The sequence below is a fragment of the Rhodococcus sp. IEGM 27 genome (genome assembly GCF_033142305.1).
GTDB classification, from domain to species: Bacteria; Actinomycetota; Actinomycetes; order Mycobacteriales; family Mycobacteriaceae; genus Rhodococcus_F; species Rhodococcus_F oxybenzonivorans.
In genome coordinates, this window is record NZ_JAWLSG010000001.1 from 1,074,291 (window position 1) to 1,095,194 (window position 20,904).

Sequence of the window (20,904 nt, forward strand, 5' to 3'; positions counted from 1 at the left end):
CATGGATTTCACCCTCACCGAGGCTCAACAGGATCTGGCCGGTCTCACCCGGAGCATCGTCACGGATCTCGTCACGAACGACCGCCTGCGGGAGCTCGACGTGGCCGAAGACCGCCTCGATCGCGAACTGTGGTCCACACTCGGCTCGTCCGGTGTCCTGGGCGCCGCACTACCGGAGTCGGTGGGCGGCGACGGTTTCGGCGTTCTCGAGCAGTGCAGCATCCTGGTCGAACTGGGCAGGGCCGTCGCACCGGTCCCCTACCTCTCGTCCATCGTCATGGCGGCGGATGCGCTCGCGCGATACGGCAACGAACAACAGCGTGCGGAGTGGGCAGCGGCCGCAGCGGCCGGTGCGAAAATTCTCACCGTCGCCCTCGACGAGGAACTCAACGACGACCCGGGCGCTCCCGTCACCCACGCCGAACCCGGACCCGGCGGCTGGACCCTCGACGGCACGAAGATCGTCGTCGACGCGGCGCCGTCCGCAGAGTTGTTCCTGGTGCCGGCGACGACCCCGGACGGCGTGGCGGTGTTCCTCGTCCGCCCCGACGACGACGGGGTGACCGTCACCAGGCAGCAGACCGTCGATTTCGCCTCCACCGGCGAGGTGGCGCTGCACGGAGTCGTCCTCGGTGCCGATCGACTCCTGGGCACCGTCGAGCAGGGCAGCGAGATCGTCGATCGACTCGTCGAACGAGGATCTCTCGGCGCCTGCGCGTACCAGTACGGCGTGCTCGATCAGGCTCTGACGCTGACCGCCGCCTATGCCCGCGAACGGGTGCAGTTCGGCAGGCCCATCGGCAGCTTCCAGGCCGTGGCTCAGCGACTCGCCGACGCGTACATCGACGTCAAGGGCGTCCGGCTCACTCTGTGGCAGGCAGCATGGCGGCTCAGCGAAGGACTGCCCGGCGAGGGCGACGTCCAGACCGCCAAATTCTGGGCGTCCGACGCCGGTCACCGGGTGGCCCACACGGCGGTTCACATTCACGGCGGTGTCGGGCTCGACCTGGATCATCCCGTGCACCGGTACTTCCTCGCGGCAAAGGCCCTCGAGTTCCGGCTCGGCTCCGCCACCCGGCAGCTCCGGACCCTCGGCGCCGAACTGGCCACCGTCCCCGCATGACGGCGACACTCGCACGCACGGTGGCGGACCTGCTTCGCGGTGTCGCCGACAGCGAGTCCGAGGGGCTGTACTTCGAGGACCGTTTCCTGTCCTGGTCAGACCACCTGCGGGCGAGCCTGCAGCGCGCCGCGGTTCTCGATGATCTTCTCGATCCCGAACGCCCGCGGCATTTCGGTGTCCTGATGGACAACGTGCCCGAGTTCTCGCTCCTCGCGGGTGCGGCGGCACTCTCCGGCGCAGTCCTCGTGGGCCTCAACACCACCCGGCGCGGCGACGCGCTGGCCCGCGATGCGGCGCTCGCCGACTGCCAGGTCATCTTCACCGAGAACAGTCGTTCGGATCTGCTCGACGGACTGCTGCTCGAGGTCCCGGTGATCAACGTGGACTCCGCGGAGTGGGCCGGCATGCTGTCGGTACAGCGGCCATCTTTTCAACAGGTAACGCCCGAGCCCGGCGATCTCTTCATGCTCATCTTCACCTCCGGGACGAGCGGCGACCCCAAAGCCGTGCGCTGTACGCACGCGAAGATCACCGGGCCCGGGCTGATGCTCGCCGAGCGGTTCTCGCTGTCACCGGACGACGTCGTGTACCTGTCTATGCCGATGTTCCACTCCAACGCCATGATGGCCGCCTGGTCTGTGGCGCTCGCAGCCCGTAGCTCGATCGTGTTGCGGCGCAGGTTCTCCGCGTCCCACTTCCTCGCCGATGTCCGGCGGTACGGGGTCACCTACGCCAACTATGTGGGAAAGCCGCTGTCGTACGTGCTGGCAACGCCGGAGGAGCTCGACGACGCCGACAACACGCTGCGAGTGATGTACGGCAACGAGGGATCCGCTCCCGCGGTTGCCGCATTCTCCCGGCGTTTCGGCACGCAGGTCGTCGACGGATTCGGTTCCACCGAAGGCGGAGTGGCCATTTCCGCTACTCCCGGCTCACCGCCGGGCGCACTCGGGCGGCTCCCCGACGGAATCGCGATCCTCGACCCGGAGTCGGGTCTGCCCTGCCCTCCTGCCGAATTCGATGCATCCGGTCGCCTGGTCAACGCCGAGGCCGCCACCGGGGAACTCGTCAACGTCAACGGTCCCGGCGCCTTCGCCGGCTACTACGACAATCCGGAGGCCGACGCGGAGAGGATCCGGGACGGAAAGTACTGGAGTGGCGACCTGGCCTACCGCGATGCCGACGGATTCGTGTACTTCGCCGGCCGCAGCACTGGATGGTTGCGCGTGGACGGCGAAAACCTCGGCTCCGCGCCCATCGAACGAATCCTGCTGCGCTACCACGGGTTCGCGGAGGTGTCGGTGTATGCGGTACCCGACGCCGAGGTCGGCGACCGGGTGATGGCCGCAGTCGTGCCCACCCGCGAATTCGATCCCGTCGACTTCGCGGAGTTCCTCGACGCTCAGGCCGATCTCGGTCCGAAACAGCGCCCGACCTTGGTGCGGGTGTGCTCCGAGTTTCCCCGCACGGCCACGTTCAAGGTACTCACACGCACACTCAGCGCGCAGCGATGGAACTGCGCGGATCCTGTCTGGGTCCGCGACGGTACCGGCTACTCCCGCCTGTGAGTGGCGAAGTACGCTCCCGCCTACTTCGCCACCCCAGTACCGCTACTTGTACGAAACGAGCCGGGACACTGCCGCCTCGAAGCCGGAGACGAGCTCGTCCATCACCTCGGACACGGGCCGGATTTCGTTCATCCGGCCGACGATCTGCCCTACCGGCATCGCGACGACGTCAGGATTCTCCGAAGCGGCAATCCGCTGATGAGCGTCGCTGACCAGCAGATTCTGCAACGGCATCGGCAGTGGCGCAGGCGCTTCCGGCTTCGACCACGCATCGGTCCACTTGGTCTTCAGCAGGCGGGCGGGCTTACCCGAGTAGATGCGGGACCGCACCGTGTCAGCCGAAGTCGCACCGAGCAAGGCCCGTTGGATTGCGGATGGTCCGTCTGCCGACGCACTGCCGAGCTTGTACTCCGACGTCGTGAGCCAGTACGAACCCATCCAGACACCGGATGCCCCGAGCGACAGGGCGGCCGCCACCTGACGGCCGCTACCGATGCCGCCGGCGGCCAGCACAGCAGCGGAATCGCCTACCGCGTCGACGATCTCCGGAACCAGCACCATCGACGCGATCTCACCTGTGTGCCCGCCCGCTTCATATCCCTGCGCGATGACGATGTCGACGCCGTTCGCAACGTGCCTGCGCGCATGCTCGACCGCCCCGGCGAGCGCCGCCACGGGAACACCCTTGGCGTGGGCCTGATCGATGACATCCTTGGGCGGCGAGCCCAGTGCGTTGGCGATCAGGGCGATACGGTGATTGAGCGCGACATCGACATGCGAGCGGGCCACCGAGTGAAGCCAGCCGAGCACCCCCGTCGCATGCTCGGTGCCCGTTTCCAACGGCGGCACACCCAGCTCGTCCAGGGTGCGGTTGACGAAGGCACGATGTTCCGCCGGAATCAGCGACTCCAGGTCCACCGACGTGCCCTCCGTCGGGATCTTGGCCGGCATCACGATGTCGACTCCGTACGGTTTGCCGTCGGTGTTCTCGTCCATCCACGTCAGGACGTCCTCGAGTTCCTCCGGGTCGTTGAACCGAACACAGCCGAGCACGCCCAGGCCGCCGGCCCGCGAAATAGCCGCGGCCACATGCTCGGACGGCGTGAACCCGAAGATGGGGTACTCGATGCCGAACTTCTCACTCAAAGCTGTGTGCATTACGCGCCTTTGCTCGTCACGGTGTCGCTCTGGGCCGAACCGTTGCCGTTGTGGTCGTCGGCGGGTCGGGTTTCCGTTTGTTCCTTGGCCCAGCGGTAGTCGGGCTTACCTGCAGGCGAACGTTTGATCTCGTCCACGAACCACAGGCTGCGCGGCACCTTGTATCCGGCGATTTCCTTACGCGCGGCCGATGCGATCTCGTGCAGGCCGGGACGCGCCCCGCCGCGCGTCTGGACGACGGCAGCGACGCGCTGGCCGAATCGCTCGTCAGGCACACCGACCACCAGGGCGTCAAACACGTCGGGATGCGACTTCAGCGCGCCTTCCACCTCTTCGGGGAAGATCTTCTCGCCGCCGCTGTTGATACAGACCGAACCACGTCCGAGCATCGTGACGGTGCCGTCCGCCTCCACCTGCGCGAAGTCGCCGGGGATCGAGTAGCGGACACCGTGATACTCCCGGAACGTCGCCTTGGTCTTCTCTTCGTCCTTGTAATAGCCGATCGGGATATGCCCTTTGCGCGCGAGAATGCCGACCTTGCCCGAGCCGGGCTCCACCGGGTTCCCGTCGTCGTCGATGACCGAGGTGGAGGCGTCGATCTTCACCGTCGGTCCGCCGCCGTGCGATTTGCCCTTCTCCACCACACTCAATCCGCCGAAGCCGGTTTCGGACGAGCCGATCGAATCGGTGATCATCCGATTGGGCAGCAGTTCCAGGAATTTCTCCTTGATACTGGGCGAGAACAGCGCCGCCGAACTGGCCATCAGAAACAGCGACGACAGGTCGTACGGCTCACCGGTGGCCGGGTTGCCCTCGATCAGGGCGTCGAGCATGGGCCGCGCCATCGCGTCGCCCGTGATGAAGACGAGATTGACCTTGTGCTGGTCGACGATGCGCCAGACGTCGTGGCCGTCGAACTCCGGGTGCATCACGCATTTGCCGCCACCGAACAAGCTTTGGAAAGTGGCCCACTGGCTGCCGCCGTGAATCATCGGCGGAATGGGGAAGCGGGTCATTCCGGCGGTCTCGGCACCCTGCTTGGCAAGGTCCCACTCGTCCTCGACGTACTCACCGGTCATGAAATTGATACCGCCACCGAGCACTCGCCAGACATCCTCCTGACGCCACATGACGCCCTTCGGCTTGCCTGTCGTGCCGCCGGTGTAGAGCATGTAGATGTCGTCGTTGCTGCGCTCCTCGAAGTCGCGCTCCGGAGAACCCTGCGCCAACGCGGTCTCGTACTCGACGCCGCCGTACGACGAGTAGTCGAGATCGGTTCCGTCCTCGATGACGACGACGGTCTTCACCAGAGGCGTGCGGGGCAGCACAGCGGCAACCTTGTCGGCGTACCGACGCTCGTGCACGAGCGCGACCATGTCCGAATTTTCGAAGATGTATTGCAACTCGTTCTCGACGTACCGATAGTTGACGTTGACCATCACGGCCCGGATCTTGAACACCGCCACCATGGCCTCGATGGCCTCGAGGGTGTTGCGGCTGTAGATGCCCACCTTGTCGCCTGGCCGGACACCCTGTTCGCGCAGGTAATGGCCTAGTCGATTGGCCCTCTCCTCCATCTGCGCGTACGTCACTTCCCGGTCGTCGGACACCAACGCGACGCGGTCCGGAACGAGGTCGATTGCGTGCTCTACGAGGTCTGCGATATTAAGGGCCACGTCAACAAAGTAGAACGTGTTACCGTTTCTGGCAAGACCCAATCTGAGAGCCAGCTCACACACCCTTCGGGAGACTTCAGTGTCCTCTACCACCACCGAGAAATCCGACGTTTCAGCACAGTCGCCGCACTGCCTCGTCGAGAAGCGCGGGCACGTCCTGATCGTCACGATGAACCGCCCCGAGGCGAAGAACGCGCTGTCCGGTGAAATGATGGCGATCATGCGCGACGCGTGGGATCAGGTCGACGCCGACCCGGACATCCGCGTCGCCATCCTCACCGGTGCCGGCGGAGCCTTCTGCGCGGGCGCAGACCTCAAGGCCATGACGGTGCAGCACCCAGGCGACTCCTTCTCGGGAGGGGGTGAGGGAAGCCAGCCGGCGTGGGATCTGTCGAAGATCGAGGCTCTCCTCAAGGGCCGTCGCCTCACCAAGCCCCTCATCGCAGCGGTCGAGGGACCCGCCATCGCAGGCGGAACCGAAATCCTTCAGGGCACCGACATTCGCGTCGCCGGCGAGAGCGCCAAATTCGGTGTGTCCGAGGCGAAATGGGGGCTCTTCCCGCTCGGCGGTTCGGCGGTGCGCCTCGTCCGGCAGATCCCGTACACCATCGCTGCGGACATTCTCCTGACCGGACGCCACATCACCGCCGCCGAAGCCAAGGAGATCGGCCTCATCGGACACGTCGTTCCCGACGGTCACGCCCTCGACAAGGCCCTCGAACTCGCCGACCTCATCTCCGCCAACGGCCCCCTCGCCGTCCAGGCCATCCTGAAGACCATCCGCGACACCGAAGGTATGCACGAGGAAGACGCCTTCCAGATCGACGCCGCACTCGGCACCGCGGTGTTCACCAGCGCCGACGCGAAGGAGGGCCCCCGCGCCTTCGCCGAAAAGCGTGCGCCGAAGTTCGAGGGCCGCTGACCCGACCCCACCGCTCACCTCTCCACCCACCCCCAGCCGGGCGAATGTACCTTTCGGTGCATCTGAGGCGCCGGAAGGTACATTCGCCCCAGGGTGTGAGGCTTATCCACAACCCCTAGTTGTCCACAGGCCTCACCAAAACACCTGGTGAACAACCCTGCCGCTGGCAGCGGGTGCGTCATCATCGAGTCCATGCGACGGGGACAATGGGGGCATCGGCTCGAAGACTTGTACGGAATCAGCCGATCAGGGATCATCCGCACCGCCGAACTGAGGCATTGGGGAGTGTCGAACTCGGCGATCGACGCCCGATGCCGTCCGGGCGGGCCGTGGCAACGGATCCTTCCCGGCGTCGTGATGCTCGGCAACGGCCACCCGACCGCACGTCAGCGTGCTGTGGCTGCGATCGTGCTCAGCGGCGACAACGCCATCCTCACCGGACGTGCAGCGCTACACGAGTACGGGTACGGAACGTCGTACTCCGGCGATGCCCACGTCCTGATCGCCACGCACCGGCGTGTCCAGTCCACGGGCTTCGTCCTCGTCGAACGCACGACGCGGATGCCGGCGCCGGTGATGCGCAACGGGCTTCCCTGCGCCCCGCTTCCACGCGCGTTGCTCGACGCGGCACGACGGTGCCGCACTCTGGACAGCACTCGATCCCTCATCGCCGAGGTGATCCAGCGAGGCGGGGCGAGAGTCCCGGAACTCATCGCGGAGTTGGACGCGGGCAGTGGCCGCGGCGCAGCACTCCCCCGTGCCGTGCTACGCGAGGTGAGCGCCGACGTCCACTCGGTGTCCGAAGCCGAAGCCCGCCGCTTGTGGACGCGGAGCGGCCTACCCCGAATGGTGTTCAACCGCAGGATCGTCGACGCCGACGGGCAGTTCATCGCCATGCCGGACGGTTGGATCGACGAGGTCGCGTTCGCCTGGGACATCGACTCGCTCGACTGGCATCTCGCGCCCAAGGCCTACAAATCGACCGTCGAGCGCCGAACCCGGATGCAGAACCACGGCATCATCGTGCTTCCGACGCTCCCTAGTGCCGTCCGCGACCACCCCGACCGCGTGATCGACGACCTCCGCAGCCACTACCAGTTGGCGTCGTCCCGCCCCCGACCGGAGGTCCGGATGCAAACAGCGGCCGGATGAATGTACCTTTCGACGCACCTGAGGCGCCGAAAGGTACATTCGCCCGGCGGAAGGGGGACGAGGGCAGGGGCAGGGGCAGGGGCAGGGAGGTCAGCCCAGGACCGCGGAGGCGAGCTGCCGCACGTGCGGGGCGTCGCGGCACGAGACGAGGAGTGTGGTGACTCCGGCGTCTGCCCAGCGTTTGACGTCGGCCCGGACTTCGTCGACGTTGCCGATGATCATGGTCTCGGTGACCATGTCGTCGGGGACTACGGCGGCGGCGTCGTCTTTGCGGCCCGCACGGAAGAGCCGGCCGATTTCTTCGACCTGTTCGCCGTATCCCATGCGGGTGTACACCTGGGCGTGGAAGTTCAGTTCGGGTGCGCCCATGCCGCCGACGTAGAGCGCTGTCATCGGTTTGAGCCCGTCGATGGCTGCAGCGCGGTCGTCGGTGATGATCACCTGACAGGTGGCCGCCACTTCGAAGTCTTCCCGGGTACGACGAGCACCCTGCCGCGCGAAGCCCTCGTCGAGCCATTCGTTGTACATGGGGGCGAGGCGGGGTGAGTAGTAGATCGCGAGCCAGCCGTCGGCGATTTCGGCGGTGAGCGTCACGTTCTTCGGACCTTCGGCGCCGAGCCAGATCGGGATGTCCGCCCGGAGGGGGTAGGTGATCGGTTTGAGGGGCTTTCCCAGGCCGGTGCTGCCCGGCCCGGTGTACGGCAACGGGTAGTGCGGCCCGGCACTGGTGACGGGCTCTCGACGGTCGAGCACCTGGCGCACGATCGACACGTACTCACGGGTGCGCGCCAGGGGTTTCTCGAAGGGCTGGCCGTACCACCCCTCGACCACCTGCGGGCCCGACACCCCGAGCCCGAGGATCGCCCGACCACCGCTGAGGTGGTCGAGGGTGAGCGCGTGCATCGCGCAGCTCGTCGGGGTACGCGCCGAGATCTGCACGACCGAGGTGCCGAGGCGGACACGTTCGGTGCTCGAGCCCCACCACGCGAGGGGTGTGAAGGCGTCGGATCCCCATGATTCGGCGGCGAAGACGGCGTCGAATCCTTCGGCTTCGGCGGCGGCGATCAGCTCCGGGACATTCGCCGGCGGCTGCGCGCCCCAGTATCCGAGTTGCAACCCGAGCTTCATCGTGTGCCTCCGCATCGACCGTCGTCAGAAGTGACCCTTGCCACAAACACTAGAACCTGTTCTACTCGAAGTTGTGACCATGGGAAAGAGCGCGGTGGCCGAAAAGTTCTCGAACACTCCATTGAGCGCCCCGCTGAAACTTCAATTCGACTACACCCGGTCGGTGGGCCCGACCATCGGAGCCTTCGTGACTGCGCTGCGCGACCGCAAGGTCATCGGCGCGCGCGGATCGGACGGACGGGTCTACGTTCCGCCGCCCGAATTCGACCCCGACACGGCGGAACCGCTCACCGACTTCGTCGGCGTATCCGACGCCGGAACCGTGGTGAGTTGGACATGGATGCCGGATCCTATTGCCGGACAGCCGCTCACCGAGCCATTCGCGTGGGCGTTGATCAAGTTGGACGGCGCCGACACCGCCTTGGTGCACGCGGTGGACGTGCCTTCCGTCGCCGCGATGAGCACGGGAATGCGTGTGCGGGCGCGGTGGGCGGAGCAGCGCGTCGGACGCATTCAGGACATCGTGTGCTTCGAACCGGGTGAGTCGGCCGGCGACGCCGGGACGCCCGAGAACTCGGAGCCGGTCACGATGGTGACGACGCCGGTCGACCTCGACTACATGCATTCGGCGTCGGCCGAGGAGAGCTACTACCTTCGAGGGCTGAAGGAAGGCAAGCTCATCGGCGGCCGCACCGGCGCGGACGGCAAGGTGTACATCCCGCCCCGCAGCGCCAATCCCACCGACGGCATCCCGACGAAGGAGCAGGTGGAGCTGCCGGACCGGGGCATCGTCACCACCTTCTGCATCGTCAACGTCCCGTTCCTCGGTCAGCGCATCAAGCCGCCGTACGTCGCAGCGTATGTGCTGCTCGACGGCGCCGACATCGCATTCCTGCACCTCATTCTCGAGTGCGACGCCGCCGACGTCCGGATGGGCATGCGCGTGGAAGCCAAGTGGAAACCACGCGAGGAGTGGGGTTACACCCTCGAGAACATCGAGTACTTCAGGCCGACGGGTGAGCCCGACGCCGAGTACGACACCTTCAAACACCACCTGTAAGGGCGCGGCACAATGACAGATATCGCAGTCGTCGGGTTCGCGCACGCACCGCACGTGCGTCAGACCACCGGCACCACCAACGGCGTCGAAATGCTGGTCCCCTGCTTTCAGCAGCTGTACGACCAACTCGGGATCACGAAGTCGGACATCGGCTTCTGGTGTTCCGGCTCGTCCGACTATCTGGCGGGTCGGGCGTTCTCGTTCATCTCCGCGGTCGACTCGATCGGTGCGGTTCCGCCGATCAACGAATCTCACGTCGAGATGGATGCGGCATGGGCCTTCTACGAAGCCTGGGTCAAGATCATGACCGGGGAGGTCGACACCGCCCTCGTGTACGGCTTCGGCAAGTCGTCGGCGGGCAATCTCCGCAAGGTCCTGTCGATGCAACTCGACCCCTATCTGGTGACACCCCTCGCCCTCGACTCGGTGTCGATCGCGGGCTTACAGGCCCGTCTCGGGCTCGATGCCGGAAAGTGGACGACCGAGGAGATGGCGGCCGTGGCGGCCCGCAGTCGAGCGGCAGCCGAGAGCAACCCGAACACCCAGCTGTCCGGGCATGTCGACATCGAGACGTTGCTGGCCTCACCGTTCGTCGCCGATCCGCTGCGCGCCCACGACTGCGCACCGATCACCGATGGGGCTGCCGCGGTGGTACTGGCAGCCGGCGACCGTGCCCGTGAGCTGTGTGAGCGTCCGGCGTGGATCACCGGGATCGAACACCGGATCGACTCCCCGAACTTCGGTGCCCGCGACCTGACGGTGTCGCCCTCCACGACGTCGGCGGCCCGGGCCGCCACCGGCGGTGACGTCGGCGGAATAGACGTGGCCGAACTGCACGGTCCCTTCACCCACCAGGAGCTGATCCTGCGCGAGGCCATCGGACTGTCCGATTCGACGACGATCAATCCCTCGGGAGGTCCGCTCAGCGGGAACCCGATGTTCGCGGCGGGCCTGGAGCGCATAGGTTACGCAGCCAGGGCCATCATGGACGGCAACGCCGGGCGCACGCTGGCGCATGCCACGAGTGGCGCTGTGCTGCAACAGAATCTGGTCGCAGTCTTGGAGGGACGCAACTGATGGCGAATCAACTAGCCGCCGTACTCGGCACCGGCCAGACCCACTATGTGGCTAAGCGGCACGATGTGTCGATGGCCGGCCTGGTCCGCGAGGCCATCGACCGCGCCATGGAAGACGCACGCGTGGGTTGGGACGACATCGACGCCGTCGTGATCGGCAAGGCACCCGACCTGTTCGAAGGTTCGATGATGCCGGAACTCGCGATGTCGGATGCGTTGGGCGCCAATGGTAAACCGCTTCTCCGCGTGCACACCGCGGGGTCGGTCGGCGGATCCACGGCTGTCGTGGCGTCGAGCCTCGTGAAGGCGGGCGTACACAAGCGAGTGCTGACGGTGGCCTGGGAGAAGCAGTCCGAGTCGAATGCCATGTGGGCGTTGTCGACCCCCATCCCTTTCAACATGCCAGTGGGTGCCGGCGCGGGAGGCTATTTCGCTCCGCACGTCCGGTCCTACATTCGGCGGTCGGGAGCGCCTGAGCACATCGGCGCGATGGTGGCGGTGAAGGACCGCCTCAACGGCAGCCTCAACCCGTACGCCCATCTGCAGCAACCCGATATCACCCTGGAGTCCGTGCAGGCTTCCCAGATGTTGTGGGATCCGATCCGATATGACGAGACCTGCCCGTCCTCGGACGGCGCCTGCGCCATGGTGATCGGCAACGAGGAGGCGGCGGAGCGGGTGACGGCAGAAGGTCGCGAGGTCGCCTGGATTCACGCCACGGCCATGCGTACCGAACCCACCACGTTCTCCGGGCGGGATCAGGTGAACCCGCAGGCTGGCAGGGATGCTGCCGCCGCCCTGTGGGAGGCCGCCGGAATCAAGGACCCCCTCGACGAGATCGACGTCGCCGAAATCTATGTCCCCTTCTCGTGGTTCGAACCGATGTGGCTCGAGAACCTCGGCTTCGTGTCCGAGGGTGAGGGGTGGAAGCTGACCGAAGCGGGCGAGACGGCCATCGGTGGACGACTTCCGCTCAATGCGTCCGGTGGTGTCCTCTCGTCCAATCCGATCGGCGCCTCGGGAATGATCCGGTTCGCCGAGTCGGCCATGCAGGTGATGCACCGCGCCGGTGAGCACCAGGTGAAAGACGCACGCAAGGCTATGGGCCACGCCTACGGTGGCGGCTCTCAATACTTCTCGATGTGGGTGGTCGGATCCGACCGGCCGGACAACCAATAGCGGGGTCACCATCATGAAATTCACCGTCGGCATTGCCATGAATCCCCTCGACCAACTACCTGCCCTCGCGAAAACCGCCGAGGAATGTGGCTTCTCGTCGATCGCGCTGCCCGACTCGCTGTTCTTCATGGAGAAGCAGAGCACCGACTACCCGTACACCCCGGACGGTTCGCGGATGTGGAACGAGGAAACGCCCTGGGTGGATCCACTGATCGCCGCCGCGGCGATGGGCGCTGTCACCTCCAAGATCGAGTTCTACACCCAGGTCCTCAAACTCGGATCCCGCAACCCCGTACTTCTCGCCCGCCAAGTGGGATCCGTGGCGAATCTGACCGGCAATCGCTTCGGCTTCGGGGTCGGCATCGGCTGGGCTCCGGAGGAATTCGAATGGTGCGGGGTTCCGTACGCGAAACGGGGCGCCCGCGTCGACGAGATGATCGAGGTCATCAAATTGATACTCGGTGGCGGAATGGTCGAGTACCACGGTGCGTTCTACGACTTCGACCGCCTGCAGATGAGCCCGGCCCCGACGAAACCGGTGCCGTTCTACGTCGGCGGGCACACCGACGTGGCACTTCGCCGGGCTGCCAGGGTGGGCGACGGCTGGACGTCGGCAATGATCAAATTCGACGATCTCGTCCAGGTGATCGCACGCCTCCGTGAACTCCGCGAGGAGTACGGGCGGGCCGAACTGCCGTACGAAATACAGACCGTCTGCATCGACCGCTTCGGCAAGGAGGGGTACGCGGAACTGGCCGAGGCGGGAGTGACCGACACCATTGTCGTCCCGTGGATCTTCGACGGCATCGGGTTCGACGGACCTCTCGAAGCCAAGCAGGACTCCATGCGTAAGTTCGCCGACCAGTACATCGACTAGGGGTGCACATGACCACCACCACCGACCACCCGGCACGCCTCGCGGGGCAAGCGTCACGAGAGGCCGCCAGCGGAAGACGCAAGGACGAGTGGCTCGCCTTGTTCGCCGACGACGCCTGCGTGGAAGACCCTGTCGGTCCCTCGCATTTCGACCCCGAAGGCAAAGGGCATCGTGGACTCGAGGCGATCTCACGGTTCTACGACATGACGATCGCGACCATCGAGTCGCTCGAATTCCTCATCACCGACTCGCTGGTGTGCGGCAACGAGAATGTGACCATCGGGACGATACGGTCAGTCGTCGGCGGAGCACAGATCGACGCCGAGGGCGTGATCATCTACCGGGTGAACGAGGAAGGCAAGATCGCATCTCTCCGCGCCTTCTGGGAGGTCGAGCGGGCGATGAAGACTGTGCGCACACTCTGACGCTCGAACTTCCCGCGCGTAAGGCCCCGGTTCACCTACGGACCGGGGCCTTCGTCGTGCGTCGATTCGAATTAGGAAACAGCGGGAGATAGAACAGCGGCGTCGGAGAGGATGAGGGTGCCCTCCGACGCCGCTGAATTTTTGGGGGTCAGTGCTTGACCGGGCAGCCGCCAGACGTCGTCTTGTAGTCCACTGGGAACTCCTTGATTCCGTTGAGCCAACCCGAGCGCAGTCGCCGCGGATCTCCCAGCCTACTGATGTCGGGCAAGTGGTCTGCGATGGCATTGAAGATCAGGTCGATTTCGAGCCGGGCGAGGTTCGCGCCCAGGCAGAAGTGTGCGCCCGTTCCGCCGAAACCGACGTGCGGATTGTTCTCCCGCAGGATGTCGAACTTCTCGGGATTGTCGAAGGCGTCCTCGTCGAAATTCGCTGAGCCGTAGAGCATCACGACTCGCTGCCCCTTCTTGATCTGCACGCCGCCCAGCTCGGTGTCTTCGAGTGCGGTGCGCTGGAAGGAGTTGACCGGGGTGGCCCAGCGAACGATCTCGTCGGCTGCCGTCTTCGGGCGTTCCTTCTTGTAGAGCTCCCACTGATCGGGATGGTCGAGGAAAGCGATCATGCCGTGCGTGATGGCGTTGCGCGTGGTCTCGTTGCCTGCCACCGCCAGGAGAATGACGAAGAACCCGAATTCCTCGGGCGAGAGTTCGTTTCCGTCGATGTCCGCTTCGATCAGCGTCGTGACGATGTCATTGGCCGGGCACTTCTTCCGCTCATCGGCCATCTGATAGGCGTAACCGAGTATTTCCATCGACGCGGCCTGGGGATCGATGTCCAGTTCGGGATCGTCGTATCCGGTCATCTGGTTCGACCAGTCGAATACCTTGAGCCGATCTTCCTGCGGCACGCCGAGAAGCTCGGCAATGGCCTGCAGGGGAAGTTCACAGGCGATCTGAGTGACGAAATCACCGGCTCCCGATTCTGCGGCTTCCTTGACGATCTTCTCGGCGCGCTCGGTGAGTTCGTCCCGGAGGCTGTTGATCGCGCGAGGCGTGAATCCTCGGGCTACCAGCTTGCGGAGCTTGGTGTGCTCGGGTGCGTCCTTGTTGATGAGGATGAACCGCTGCATATCGATGTTCTCGCGAGGGATGTCGTCGGCGAAGCGGACGATCGCGGTGTTCTCGTGCGTGGAGAATACGTCACTGCGCCGCGAGACCTCCTTGACGTCGTCGAGTTTGCTGACCACCCAGTAGCCGTCGTCGTGGAAGCCACCGATCTCCGGCGGCTGCGGGTTCCACCAGATCGGCGCAGTCTTACGCAGCTCGGCGAACTCCTGGTAGGGGATGCGCTCTGCGTAGATGTCCGGGTCGGTGAAGTCGAAACCCTCTGGAAGATTGGGCTGCGCCACTGCTGTCTCCTGCCCTAGGCCATACACCACTTCGTGATGTGGAACACGTTCTACTAACATTGAAACACAAGCCAGGCGACTGGCAAAGGAAAGCTGGTCCGGTCCTTGCCACCATAGGAGAACCTGTTCTATTTTCTGAGGACAAGGAAAGGAGCCCGCCGTGGGCACACCAGTAATCGTCGAGGCAGTGCGTACACCCATCGGAAAGCGTGGTGGATGGCTGTCGGGATTGCATGCCGCCGAGATTCTCGGGGCCGTCCAGCGGGGAATCCTCGACCGCTCCGGTATCGACCCGGAATTGGTGGAGCAAGTGATCGGTGGATGCGTCACCCAGGCCGGTGCGCAGTCCAACAACATCACCCGCACGGCGTGGCTGCATGCCGGGCTGCCCTGGCAGGTCGGCGCCACGACGATCGACTGCCAGTGCGGATCCGCGCAGCAGGCCAATCACCTGATTGCCGGACTCATCGCGACCGACACCATCGACGTCGGAATTGCCTGCGGGATAGAAGCGATGAGCCAGGTCCCTCTCGGCGCGAACGTCGGCGAGAACGCTGGACCCCGCCGACCCGCCGACTGGGACATCGACATGCCCAATCAGTTCGAGGCAGCCGAGCGGATCGCCCGTCGCCGCGGGATCACGCGCGCAGACGTCGAGGCACTCGGTGTCCGTTCGCAGGCACGGGCCAAGCAGGCGTGGGACGAAGGCCGGTTCGATCGCGAGGTCCTGACGATGACGGCGCCCGTCGTCGACAAGGAAGGCAACGCCACCGGCGAAAGCCGAGTGGTCAGCCGGGACCAGGGCCTGCGGGACACGACCGCGGAGTCGCTGGCCACGCTGAAGCCCGTCCTCGAGGGCGGCATCCACACGGCTGGCACGTCCTCACAAATTTCCGACGGCGCGGCCGCGGTGATGTTGATGGACGAGTCCCGGGCGCGCGCGCTCGGACTGACACCACGCGCCCGTATCGTCGCCCAGGCCCTTGTCGGGTCGGAACCCGAGTTCCACCTCGACGGTCCCGTCCAGGCCACCGCGCGCGTGCTCGAACGCAGCGGGATGAAAATCGGCGACCTCGACCTGTTCGAGGTGAACGAAGCATTCGCCTCCGTACTTCTGTCGTGGGCGTCCGTCCACGGTCCCGACATGGACAAGGTGAACGTCAACGGCGGCGCTCTCGCGCTCGGGCATCCCGTGGGCAGCACGGGTTCCCGACTCATCACCACCGCGCTACACGAACTCGAGCGCACCGACGGGTCGACGGCACTGATCACGATGTGCGCGGGCGGCGCGCTGGCCACCGGCACCATCATCGAGCGAATCTAGGATCAGCCATGAACACACCTGCCCCTGCCCCAGCTCGACCGCGTGGCCTCGACTCCAAGTGGACGGTTTCCGTCATCAAGTGGATGTCGAAGATCAATGTCGTCCTGTATCAGCGGACGGGCGGGCGGCTGGGCAGCAAGTGGCGGGTGGGCAGTGCCTTCCCGCGCGGACTGCCCGTTTGCCTGCTCACCACAACCGGCCGCAAGAGCGGCGAACCCCGGGTCAACCCACTGCTGTTCCTCGAGGACGGCGAGCGCATCGTCCTCGTCGCCTCACAGGGTGGGCTGCCGAAGCACCCGATGTGGTACTTGAATTTGCGGAGCGATCCGGCGGTCACCGTTCAGGTGAAGTCGCGCGTGCTGCCGATGACGGCGCGTGTGGCCACCGCCGAGGAACGCGCGCAACTCTGGCCGCGGCTCGTCGACATGTATCCCGATTTCGACAACTACCAGGCCTGGACCGAGCGAACGATCCCCGTCGTCATCTGCAACCCACGATAAAACTGTATGTACCGCCGGGTAACGGATGCCATGTCCGGAGACTTCTTGCAGTATTGACCCCGTACGGAAGATGTACGACGGCCGAGGCGAGGAAAGCAGATATGACGACACAGGTTCAAGATCGGATACACGACCGTCGGGAGCTCACGGCAGCGCTTCTGCGCGCGCTCGAACGGCGACACGAAGTCCTCGATGCCATCGTCGACAGCAAGGATCATGCCGAGGCGCTCACCACCGTCGCCGGCCTCCTGGACACATCCGAGGCGTACGCGGAAGCCGTCCTCAATCTGACGTTCCGTCGCCTCACCAAGGAGGAACGCCTCCGCATCCAATCGGAACTCGAAGACCTCGACGCGAAGTTGGAGTGGACGGCGTCCGACCGCCCGGCGAGCACCGGGCGCAATTTCCGTCTGCGCCCGTTCACGCCCACCGACGAGGACGCCGAGTTGTTCCGCCGCCGCTGCGCCGAACAGGAGGAAGACGGCACTCCGTGGTCGCAGGAGCGGATCGAGAAGGAACGCGCGGAGGGTTTGAAGCGAATCGACGACGAGTCCGCAGCGTGGTTCGTCTGCGAGGACACCGCCGAAAATACTTCCGTCGGGTTGGTCTTCGGTGAGCTCACCGGACGCGAAGTCGACGTAGCCATCTGGGTAGCACCCGAGTGCCGCAAGAAGGGGTACGGCACCGCCGCCGTGAAGCACAGCAGGCAGGAACTGGCCGCCGAGTTCCCCGGCACGGTTCTGGTGGTTCGCGCACCGGCCTGACCCTGCACCGATGGTGGCACAGCGCGCACGCGCGCCGTGCCACCATCGGGCCGGAAACCTTCGGCGCAATCCGCGTGGTCAGCCGGACATGACGCGGTGGTCGGGGTCCCGCTGCTTGGTGACGCCCTGCGCCCAGCGGTAGTCCGGCTTGCCGCTGGGTGTTCGCTGCACAGCGTCTTCCACCCACAGGAGCCGCGGAATCTTGTACCCGGCGAGGCTCTGCCGCACGTGGTCTTCGAGGCCGTCGAAGTCGATTCCGGCACCGTCGCGCGGCTGCACGACTGCGGAGACGCGATGCCCCCAGCGTTCGTCCGGCACACCGATGACGATGGCGTCGTAGACGTCTCGGTACGCCTTCACTGCGCTCTCGACCTCTTCGGCGAACACCTTCTCACCGCCGGTGTTGATCACCATGTTGCCGCGCCCGAGGAGGGTGATCGAACCGTCCTCCTCGATGCGCGCACGATCACCGGTGACCACGACGGACTTGCCGTCGACCTCCCGGAAAATTTCCCTCGTCTTCTCGGGATCGTTGTAGTAACCGCGCGGGACGTAGCCGCCCTTGGCGAACCAGCCATCCTTGCCGGATCCGGGCTCGATGGGGCGATCGTCGTCACCGATCACCATGGCATAACGTCCGGCGGGTACCCGCGGCCCGCCTACTTGCTTCTGCCCCTTGGTCGCGAACCCGATTCCACCGAAACCGGTTTCGGAAGCGCCGATGGAATCCGACACCACCAGATTCGGGAACTCCTCGAGGAACGCATCCTTGATCACCGGGGAGAACAGCGCGGCACCCGACGCGACCACCGCGAGGCTCGACGTGTCGGTGCGCGAGGATTGACGAGCCTCGATCAGGGGACGTCCCATCGCATCTCCGGTGATGATGAGGATCTGCACCCGGTGGCGCTCGACCAGTTCCCAGGTTCGGTGCGGATCGAATTTCGACTCCAAAAGCACGGTGTTGCCGCTGAACAGCGCGGTGAGGGTGGGCATCATCGCCGCGGCGTGGATCAGCGGCGGCAACGCGAACCACAACGTCGGCTCGCCGTCGGACCCCACCCTGGACTGCTGGTATTCGTCTTCGATGGCCTCACCGGTATAGAAGTCGAGGCCGCCGGCGAGCACTCGCCAGATCGACTCGTGCGTCCACACGACACCTTTCGGACGTCCCGTGGTGCCGCCGGTGTACATGATGAACACATCGTCGTTGCTGCGCTCGCCGAAGTCCCTACGGCCGCTGCCGGACAGCGCTTCCTCGTACGGCACCGAGTCGCTGTGCACCCCGGCGCCGCCGAGGTCGTCCTCGACGACCACGGTGTACCGGATCTTCGGCAGCGACGGCAGGACTTCGGCGATCCGCGGCGAGTAGACCCGATGATGGACGACGGCTTCCAAGTCGGCATTGCCGTAGACGTAGGCGAGTTCGTCGCTGGTGTAGCGGTAGTTGATGTTGATGGGAACGGCCCGGATCTTGAACGCGGCCAGCAGTGTTTCCACCGTCTCGATTGAATTATGCAGGTGCACACCGATATGGGAGCCGGCGGTCAGGCCGGCCTCGAGTAGGTTGTGCGCCAAGCGGTTGGCCCGGTCCTCGAGTTCGCGGTAGGTGATTCGCCGTCCGGCCGCAATCAGCGCAACCCGGTCCGGCATGGCGTCGACGGAGTGTTCGAAGAGGTCTGCAAGGTTGTACGCCATGGACTTGTCCTCTTTCAGACGACAGTGAGGGGTAGCGGTATGCCACGGTCGGTGAAGGCGAAGTCGGCACCCGTGCTGAATCGGGTGAGCGCCACCTCCGACGCCTCCTTCGCGGGCGCCTCCCCCGTGACGACTTCCACGGTGAGCGCCGTGTCCGTCTCCTCGATCACCCGTGCGGAGAAGCGCGGCGATACCCCGCGCAGCAGTGCGTCGAGCGGTTCCAGATGTGCGCCGTCGATCATCGAGGGCCAGGCACCGTCCGCGTCGGAACCGCCGGCGCGCCGAATAGTGAGGAAAAGGCGATCGACGAGGGTGGTCGTGACCTCGACGTACTGGCGAGGATTGAACGCCGGGTGAATGGCGAGCACCGCTGCGAGTCCCTCGAGGTCGCCCGGCAGCCCGAGCGCGTTCCGGATCCGCTCGGAGGTGAGTCCGGCGATACCGGTGAATTGTCTGCGCGCAATGGTCATCGCCGACTCCTCATCGGTACGCGACCGCACTGCCAACAGGAATCCGAGGGTGAGCAGGTGCTGTTGCAGGCACACTTCCTCGGCCATCCGGACGAGGGCCGAATGGGAGAAGTCGGAGAACCGCAGATCGCTCAGAAGCGCATCCGAGTAGTCGTGGCGGCCGGGCCCGCGAGTGTCGATCGGCGACAATTCGACCGCCGTGGCCCTCGACCTGCCCAGCGTCACCAGACCCTCGGGCACCGGCGGTGGGGTATGTGCGTCGTCGATGGTCACGGTCCACTTGCAGTGGGGCGTGCGATCCGCCGGGCGCCGGGGCGGACGGTGGACCGGTCGCACCTGCGCGTGCGGGTTGGTGGCCAGCGCGGTCGCGTCGAAGGTCGGGTCCTCGATGTCGTGGCACATGGAGGTGACGTACTCGTCGCCCATCGGTTCGACGTCCATGAGGGCCCCACAGTGGTCCAGCCAGAATTCGCCGTGATCGTGGTCGATCACGCGGTAGCGGAAATCCATGAACTGTGGGGGCGCGCCGATGTCGAGTTGCAGACCCTTGAAGATGGTCACGACGCCATCACCCTCGAACGCCAGCGCGCGCTGCATCCGCTTGGTGTAGATCGGGCTCGCCGCCATCCACTCCTCGATCGCGACCTGCGTCATCCCCTCGCGTCCGAACGCGCCGATCAGGTGCGGCATGCCGGAGCGATCGATCAGATGACCACACAGCAGCAGTTCCGGCACCAGTACCGCGAGATCTTCACGGGACAGGTCCGCGAACGACGTGGGGACCCGCACGGCACTCACCACAACGGAACCGGGGCCTGACCCACCGGATACCACCCCGGAAGCCGGCCAGAGGTCGAGCGCGCGATCCGCGCGTTCATACCGTCGGACATCGCGTTGTTCGTGATCATCTCGAGGAACAGGGCGGAGACGTTGCCGAAGTCGAAGAAGTCACGCTGCCAGGACCATTGGAAGTTGCCGCCGTAGCGAAACCAGCTGCCACCGATCCCGTACACCTGGTAATGGGAGCCGTCCTCGCGGGTGCGATCGGAGACCTGTTTCCAGAACCCGATGACGTCGCCGCTGCGGTCATCGATGACGACCTTCTGATAGGGGTACTCCCAGCCCTCCAACCCCTCCATCTCCTGTCCGAGCGCGAGGTCTCGAATCTCGTCGCGTCCGACGGCCATGAAGTCGTCCTTGGGGCCGTAGTTCCATCCGTACGTCGCGTCCTCGGTGTACATCTCGGCGAGCGGCTTCCAGTCGCCGAGCGATTCGCAGCGCTTGTTCTCGTCGATCCACCGCTGCACCATCTCATCGAGCTCAGCGCGATCGAACTGTACCGCCGGGCCGATCCCCCGATCGGACTGTACCGCCGGGTCGATCCTTCGATCGAACTGTG

At 65.3% G+C, this 20,904-nt stretch carries 19 protein-coding genes; 12 read left to right on the plus strand and 7 right to left on the minus strand.

Going from position 1 to position 20,904, the window contains the following annotated elements:
- Position 1: 1 nt before the first annotated feature.
- Together R4P95_RS05050 and R4P95_RS05055 are read left to right on the plus strand one after the other, a co-directional pair.
- Positions 2-1,123: an acyl-CoA dehydrogenase family protein gene (locus tag R4P95_RS05050; protein ID WP_317743756.1), complete on the plus strand. Its 1,122-nt coding sequence runs from the start codon at positions 2-4 to the stop codon at positions 1,121-1,123.
- Entirely contained in the window at positions 1,120-2,691 is a 1,572-nt protein-coding gene (locus R4P95_RS05055; RefSeq protein ID WP_317743757.1) for a long-chain-fatty-acid--CoA ligase, read from the plus strand. The genes R4P95_RS05050 and R4P95_RS05055 overlap by 4 nt, the downstream gene beginning before the upstream one ends.
- Before the next feature lie 42 nt (positions 2,692-2,733).
- On the opposite strand, the gene R4P95_RS05060 is transcribed toward R4P95_RS05055, so the two are convergent.
- Entirely contained in the window at positions 2,734-3,849 is a 1,116-nt protein-coding gene (locus R4P95_RS05060; protein ID WP_213573731.1) for an NAD(P)H-dependent flavin oxidoreductase, read from the minus strand.
- Positions 3,849-5,525 (minus strand): acyl-CoA synthetase, encoded by a 1,677-nt coding sequence (locus R4P95_RS05065; RefSeq protein ID WP_317743950.1) that lies wholly within the window; start codon positions 5,523-5,525, stop codon positions 3,849-3,851. The genes R4P95_RS05060 and R4P95_RS05065 overlap by 1 nt, the downstream gene beginning before the upstream one ends.
- 79 nt (positions 5,526-5,604) lie before the next feature.
- Here R4P95_RS05065 and R4P95_RS05070 point away from each other — a divergent pair, with 79 nt between their 5' ends.
- Together R4P95_RS05070 and R4P95_RS05075 are read left to right on the plus strand one after the other, a co-directional pair.
- Positions 5,605-6,447, plus strand: coding sequence for a crotonase/enoyl-CoA hydratase family protein (locus tag R4P95_RS05070; RefSeq protein WP_213573734.1), 843 nt, complete (start codon positions 5,605-5,607; stop codon positions 6,445-6,447).
- Positions 6,448-6,639: 192 nt separating this feature from the next.
- Entirely contained in the window at positions 6,640-7,599 is a 960-nt protein-coding gene (locus R4P95_RS05075; RefSeq protein WP_213573736.1) for a hypothetical protein, read from the plus strand.
- 90 nt (positions 7,600-7,689) lie between these two features.
- Here the strand turns inward: R4P95_RS05075 and R4P95_RS05080 are convergent, their stop codons facing one another.
- A complete protein-coding gene (locus tag R4P95_RS05080) occupies positions 7,690-8,727 on the minus strand; it encodes an LLM class F420-dependent oxidoreductase (RefSeq protein WP_317743759.1) in 1,038 nt (345 codons plus the stop codon).
- 79 nt (positions 8,728-8,806) lie between these two features.
- On the opposite strand from R4P95_RS05080, the gene R4P95_RS05085 reads away from it, so the two are divergent.
- Genes R4P95_RS05085 through R4P95_RS05105 form a run of 5 tightly spaced genes read left to right on the plus strand, consistent with a single transcriptional unit; the run spans position 8,807 to position 13,344 of the window.
- Positions 8,807-9,787, plus strand: a complete 981-nt coding sequence (locus tag R4P95_RS05085; RefSeq protein WP_159926881.1) for a Zn-ribbon domain-containing OB-fold protein — start codon at positions 8,807-8,809, stop codon at positions 9,785-9,787.
- Positions 9,788-9,799: 12 nt separating this feature from the next.
- Positions 9,800-10,864, plus strand: a complete 1,065-nt coding sequence (locus R4P95_RS05090; protein ID WP_213573740.1) for a thiolase domain-containing protein — start codon at positions 9,800-9,802, stop codon at positions 10,862-10,864.
- Positions 10,864-12,042 (plus strand): thiolase domain-containing protein, encoded by a 1,179-nt coding sequence (locus tag R4P95_RS05095; protein ID WP_213573742.1) that lies wholly within the window; start codon positions 10,864-10,866, stop codon positions 12,040-12,042. Before R4P95_RS05090 ends, R4P95_RS05095 begins: the two co-directional genes overlap by 1 nt.
- A gap of 13 nt (positions 12,043-12,055) precedes the next feature.
- Entirely contained in the window at positions 12,056-12,919 is an 864-nt protein-coding gene (locus R4P95_RS05100) for a TIGR03619 family F420-dependent LLM class oxidoreductase (RefSeq protein ID WP_213573744.1), read from the plus strand.
- 8 nt (positions 12,920-12,927) lie between these two features.
- Entirely contained in the window at positions 12,928-13,344 is a 417-nt protein-coding gene (locus R4P95_RS05105) for a nuclear transport factor 2 family protein (RefSeq protein WP_317743761.1), read from the plus strand.
- Between the two features lie 148 nt (positions 13,345-13,492).
- Here R4P95_RS05105 and R4P95_RS05110 read toward each other — a convergent pair whose 3' ends face one another.
- Positions 13,493-14,749: a cytochrome P450 gene (locus R4P95_RS05110; RefSeq protein ID WP_109326883.1), complete on the minus strand. Its 1,257-nt coding sequence runs from the start codon at positions 14,747-14,749 to the stop codon at positions 13,493-13,495.
- Between the two features lie 160 nt (positions 14,750-14,909).
- On the opposite strand from R4P95_RS05110, the gene R4P95_RS05115 reads away from it, so the two are divergent.
- From R4P95_RS05115 to R4P95_RS05125, 3 genes are all read left to right on the plus strand, one after another.
- Positions 14,910-16,073, plus strand: a complete 1,164-nt coding sequence (locus R4P95_RS05115) for a steroid 3-ketoacyl-CoA thiolase (RefSeq protein ID WP_213573746.1) — start codon at positions 14,910-14,912, stop codon at positions 16,071-16,073.
- An 8-nt stretch (positions 16,074-16,081) separates the two neighbouring features.
- Positions 16,082-16,573 carry a nitroreductase family deazaflavin-dependent oxidoreductase gene (locus tag R4P95_RS05120; RefSeq protein WP_317743762.1) on the plus strand — a complete coding sequence of 164 codons (492 nt, stop codon included), beginning with the start codon at positions 16,082-16,084 and terminating at the stop codon, positions 16,571-16,573.
- 101 nt (positions 16,574-16,674) lie between these two features.
- On the plus strand, positions 16,675-17,337 hold the full coding sequence (locus tag R4P95_RS05125) for a GNAT family N-acetyltransferase (protein ID WP_213573750.1): 663 nt from the start codon (positions 16,675-16,677) through the stop codon (positions 17,335-17,337).
- Between the two features lie 78 nt (positions 17,338-17,415).
- On the opposite strand, the gene R4P95_RS05130 is transcribed toward R4P95_RS05125, so the two are convergent.
- Genes R4P95_RS05130 through R4P95_RS05140 form a run of 3 tightly spaced genes read right to left on the minus strand, consistent with a single transcriptional unit; the run spans position 17,416 to position 20,815 of the window.
- Entirely contained in the window at positions 17,416-19,035 is a 1,620-nt protein-coding gene (locus tag R4P95_RS05130; RefSeq protein WP_213573752.1) for an acyl-CoA synthetase, read from the minus strand.
- 14 nt (positions 19,036-19,049) lie between these two features.
- A complete protein-coding gene (locus tag R4P95_RS05135; protein WP_397517659.1) occupies positions 19,050-20,306 on the minus strand; it encodes a hypothetical protein in 1,257 nt (418 codons plus the stop codon).
- Positions 20,300-20,815 carry a nuclear transport factor 2 family protein gene (locus tag R4P95_RS05140; protein WP_397517669.1) on the minus strand — a complete coding sequence of 172 codons (516 nt, stop codon included), beginning with the start codon at positions 20,813-20,815 and terminating at the stop codon, positions 20,300-20,302. Before R4P95_RS05140 ends, R4P95_RS05135 begins: the two co-directional genes overlap by 7 nt.
- Positions 20,816-20,904 lie beyond the last annotated feature (89 nt).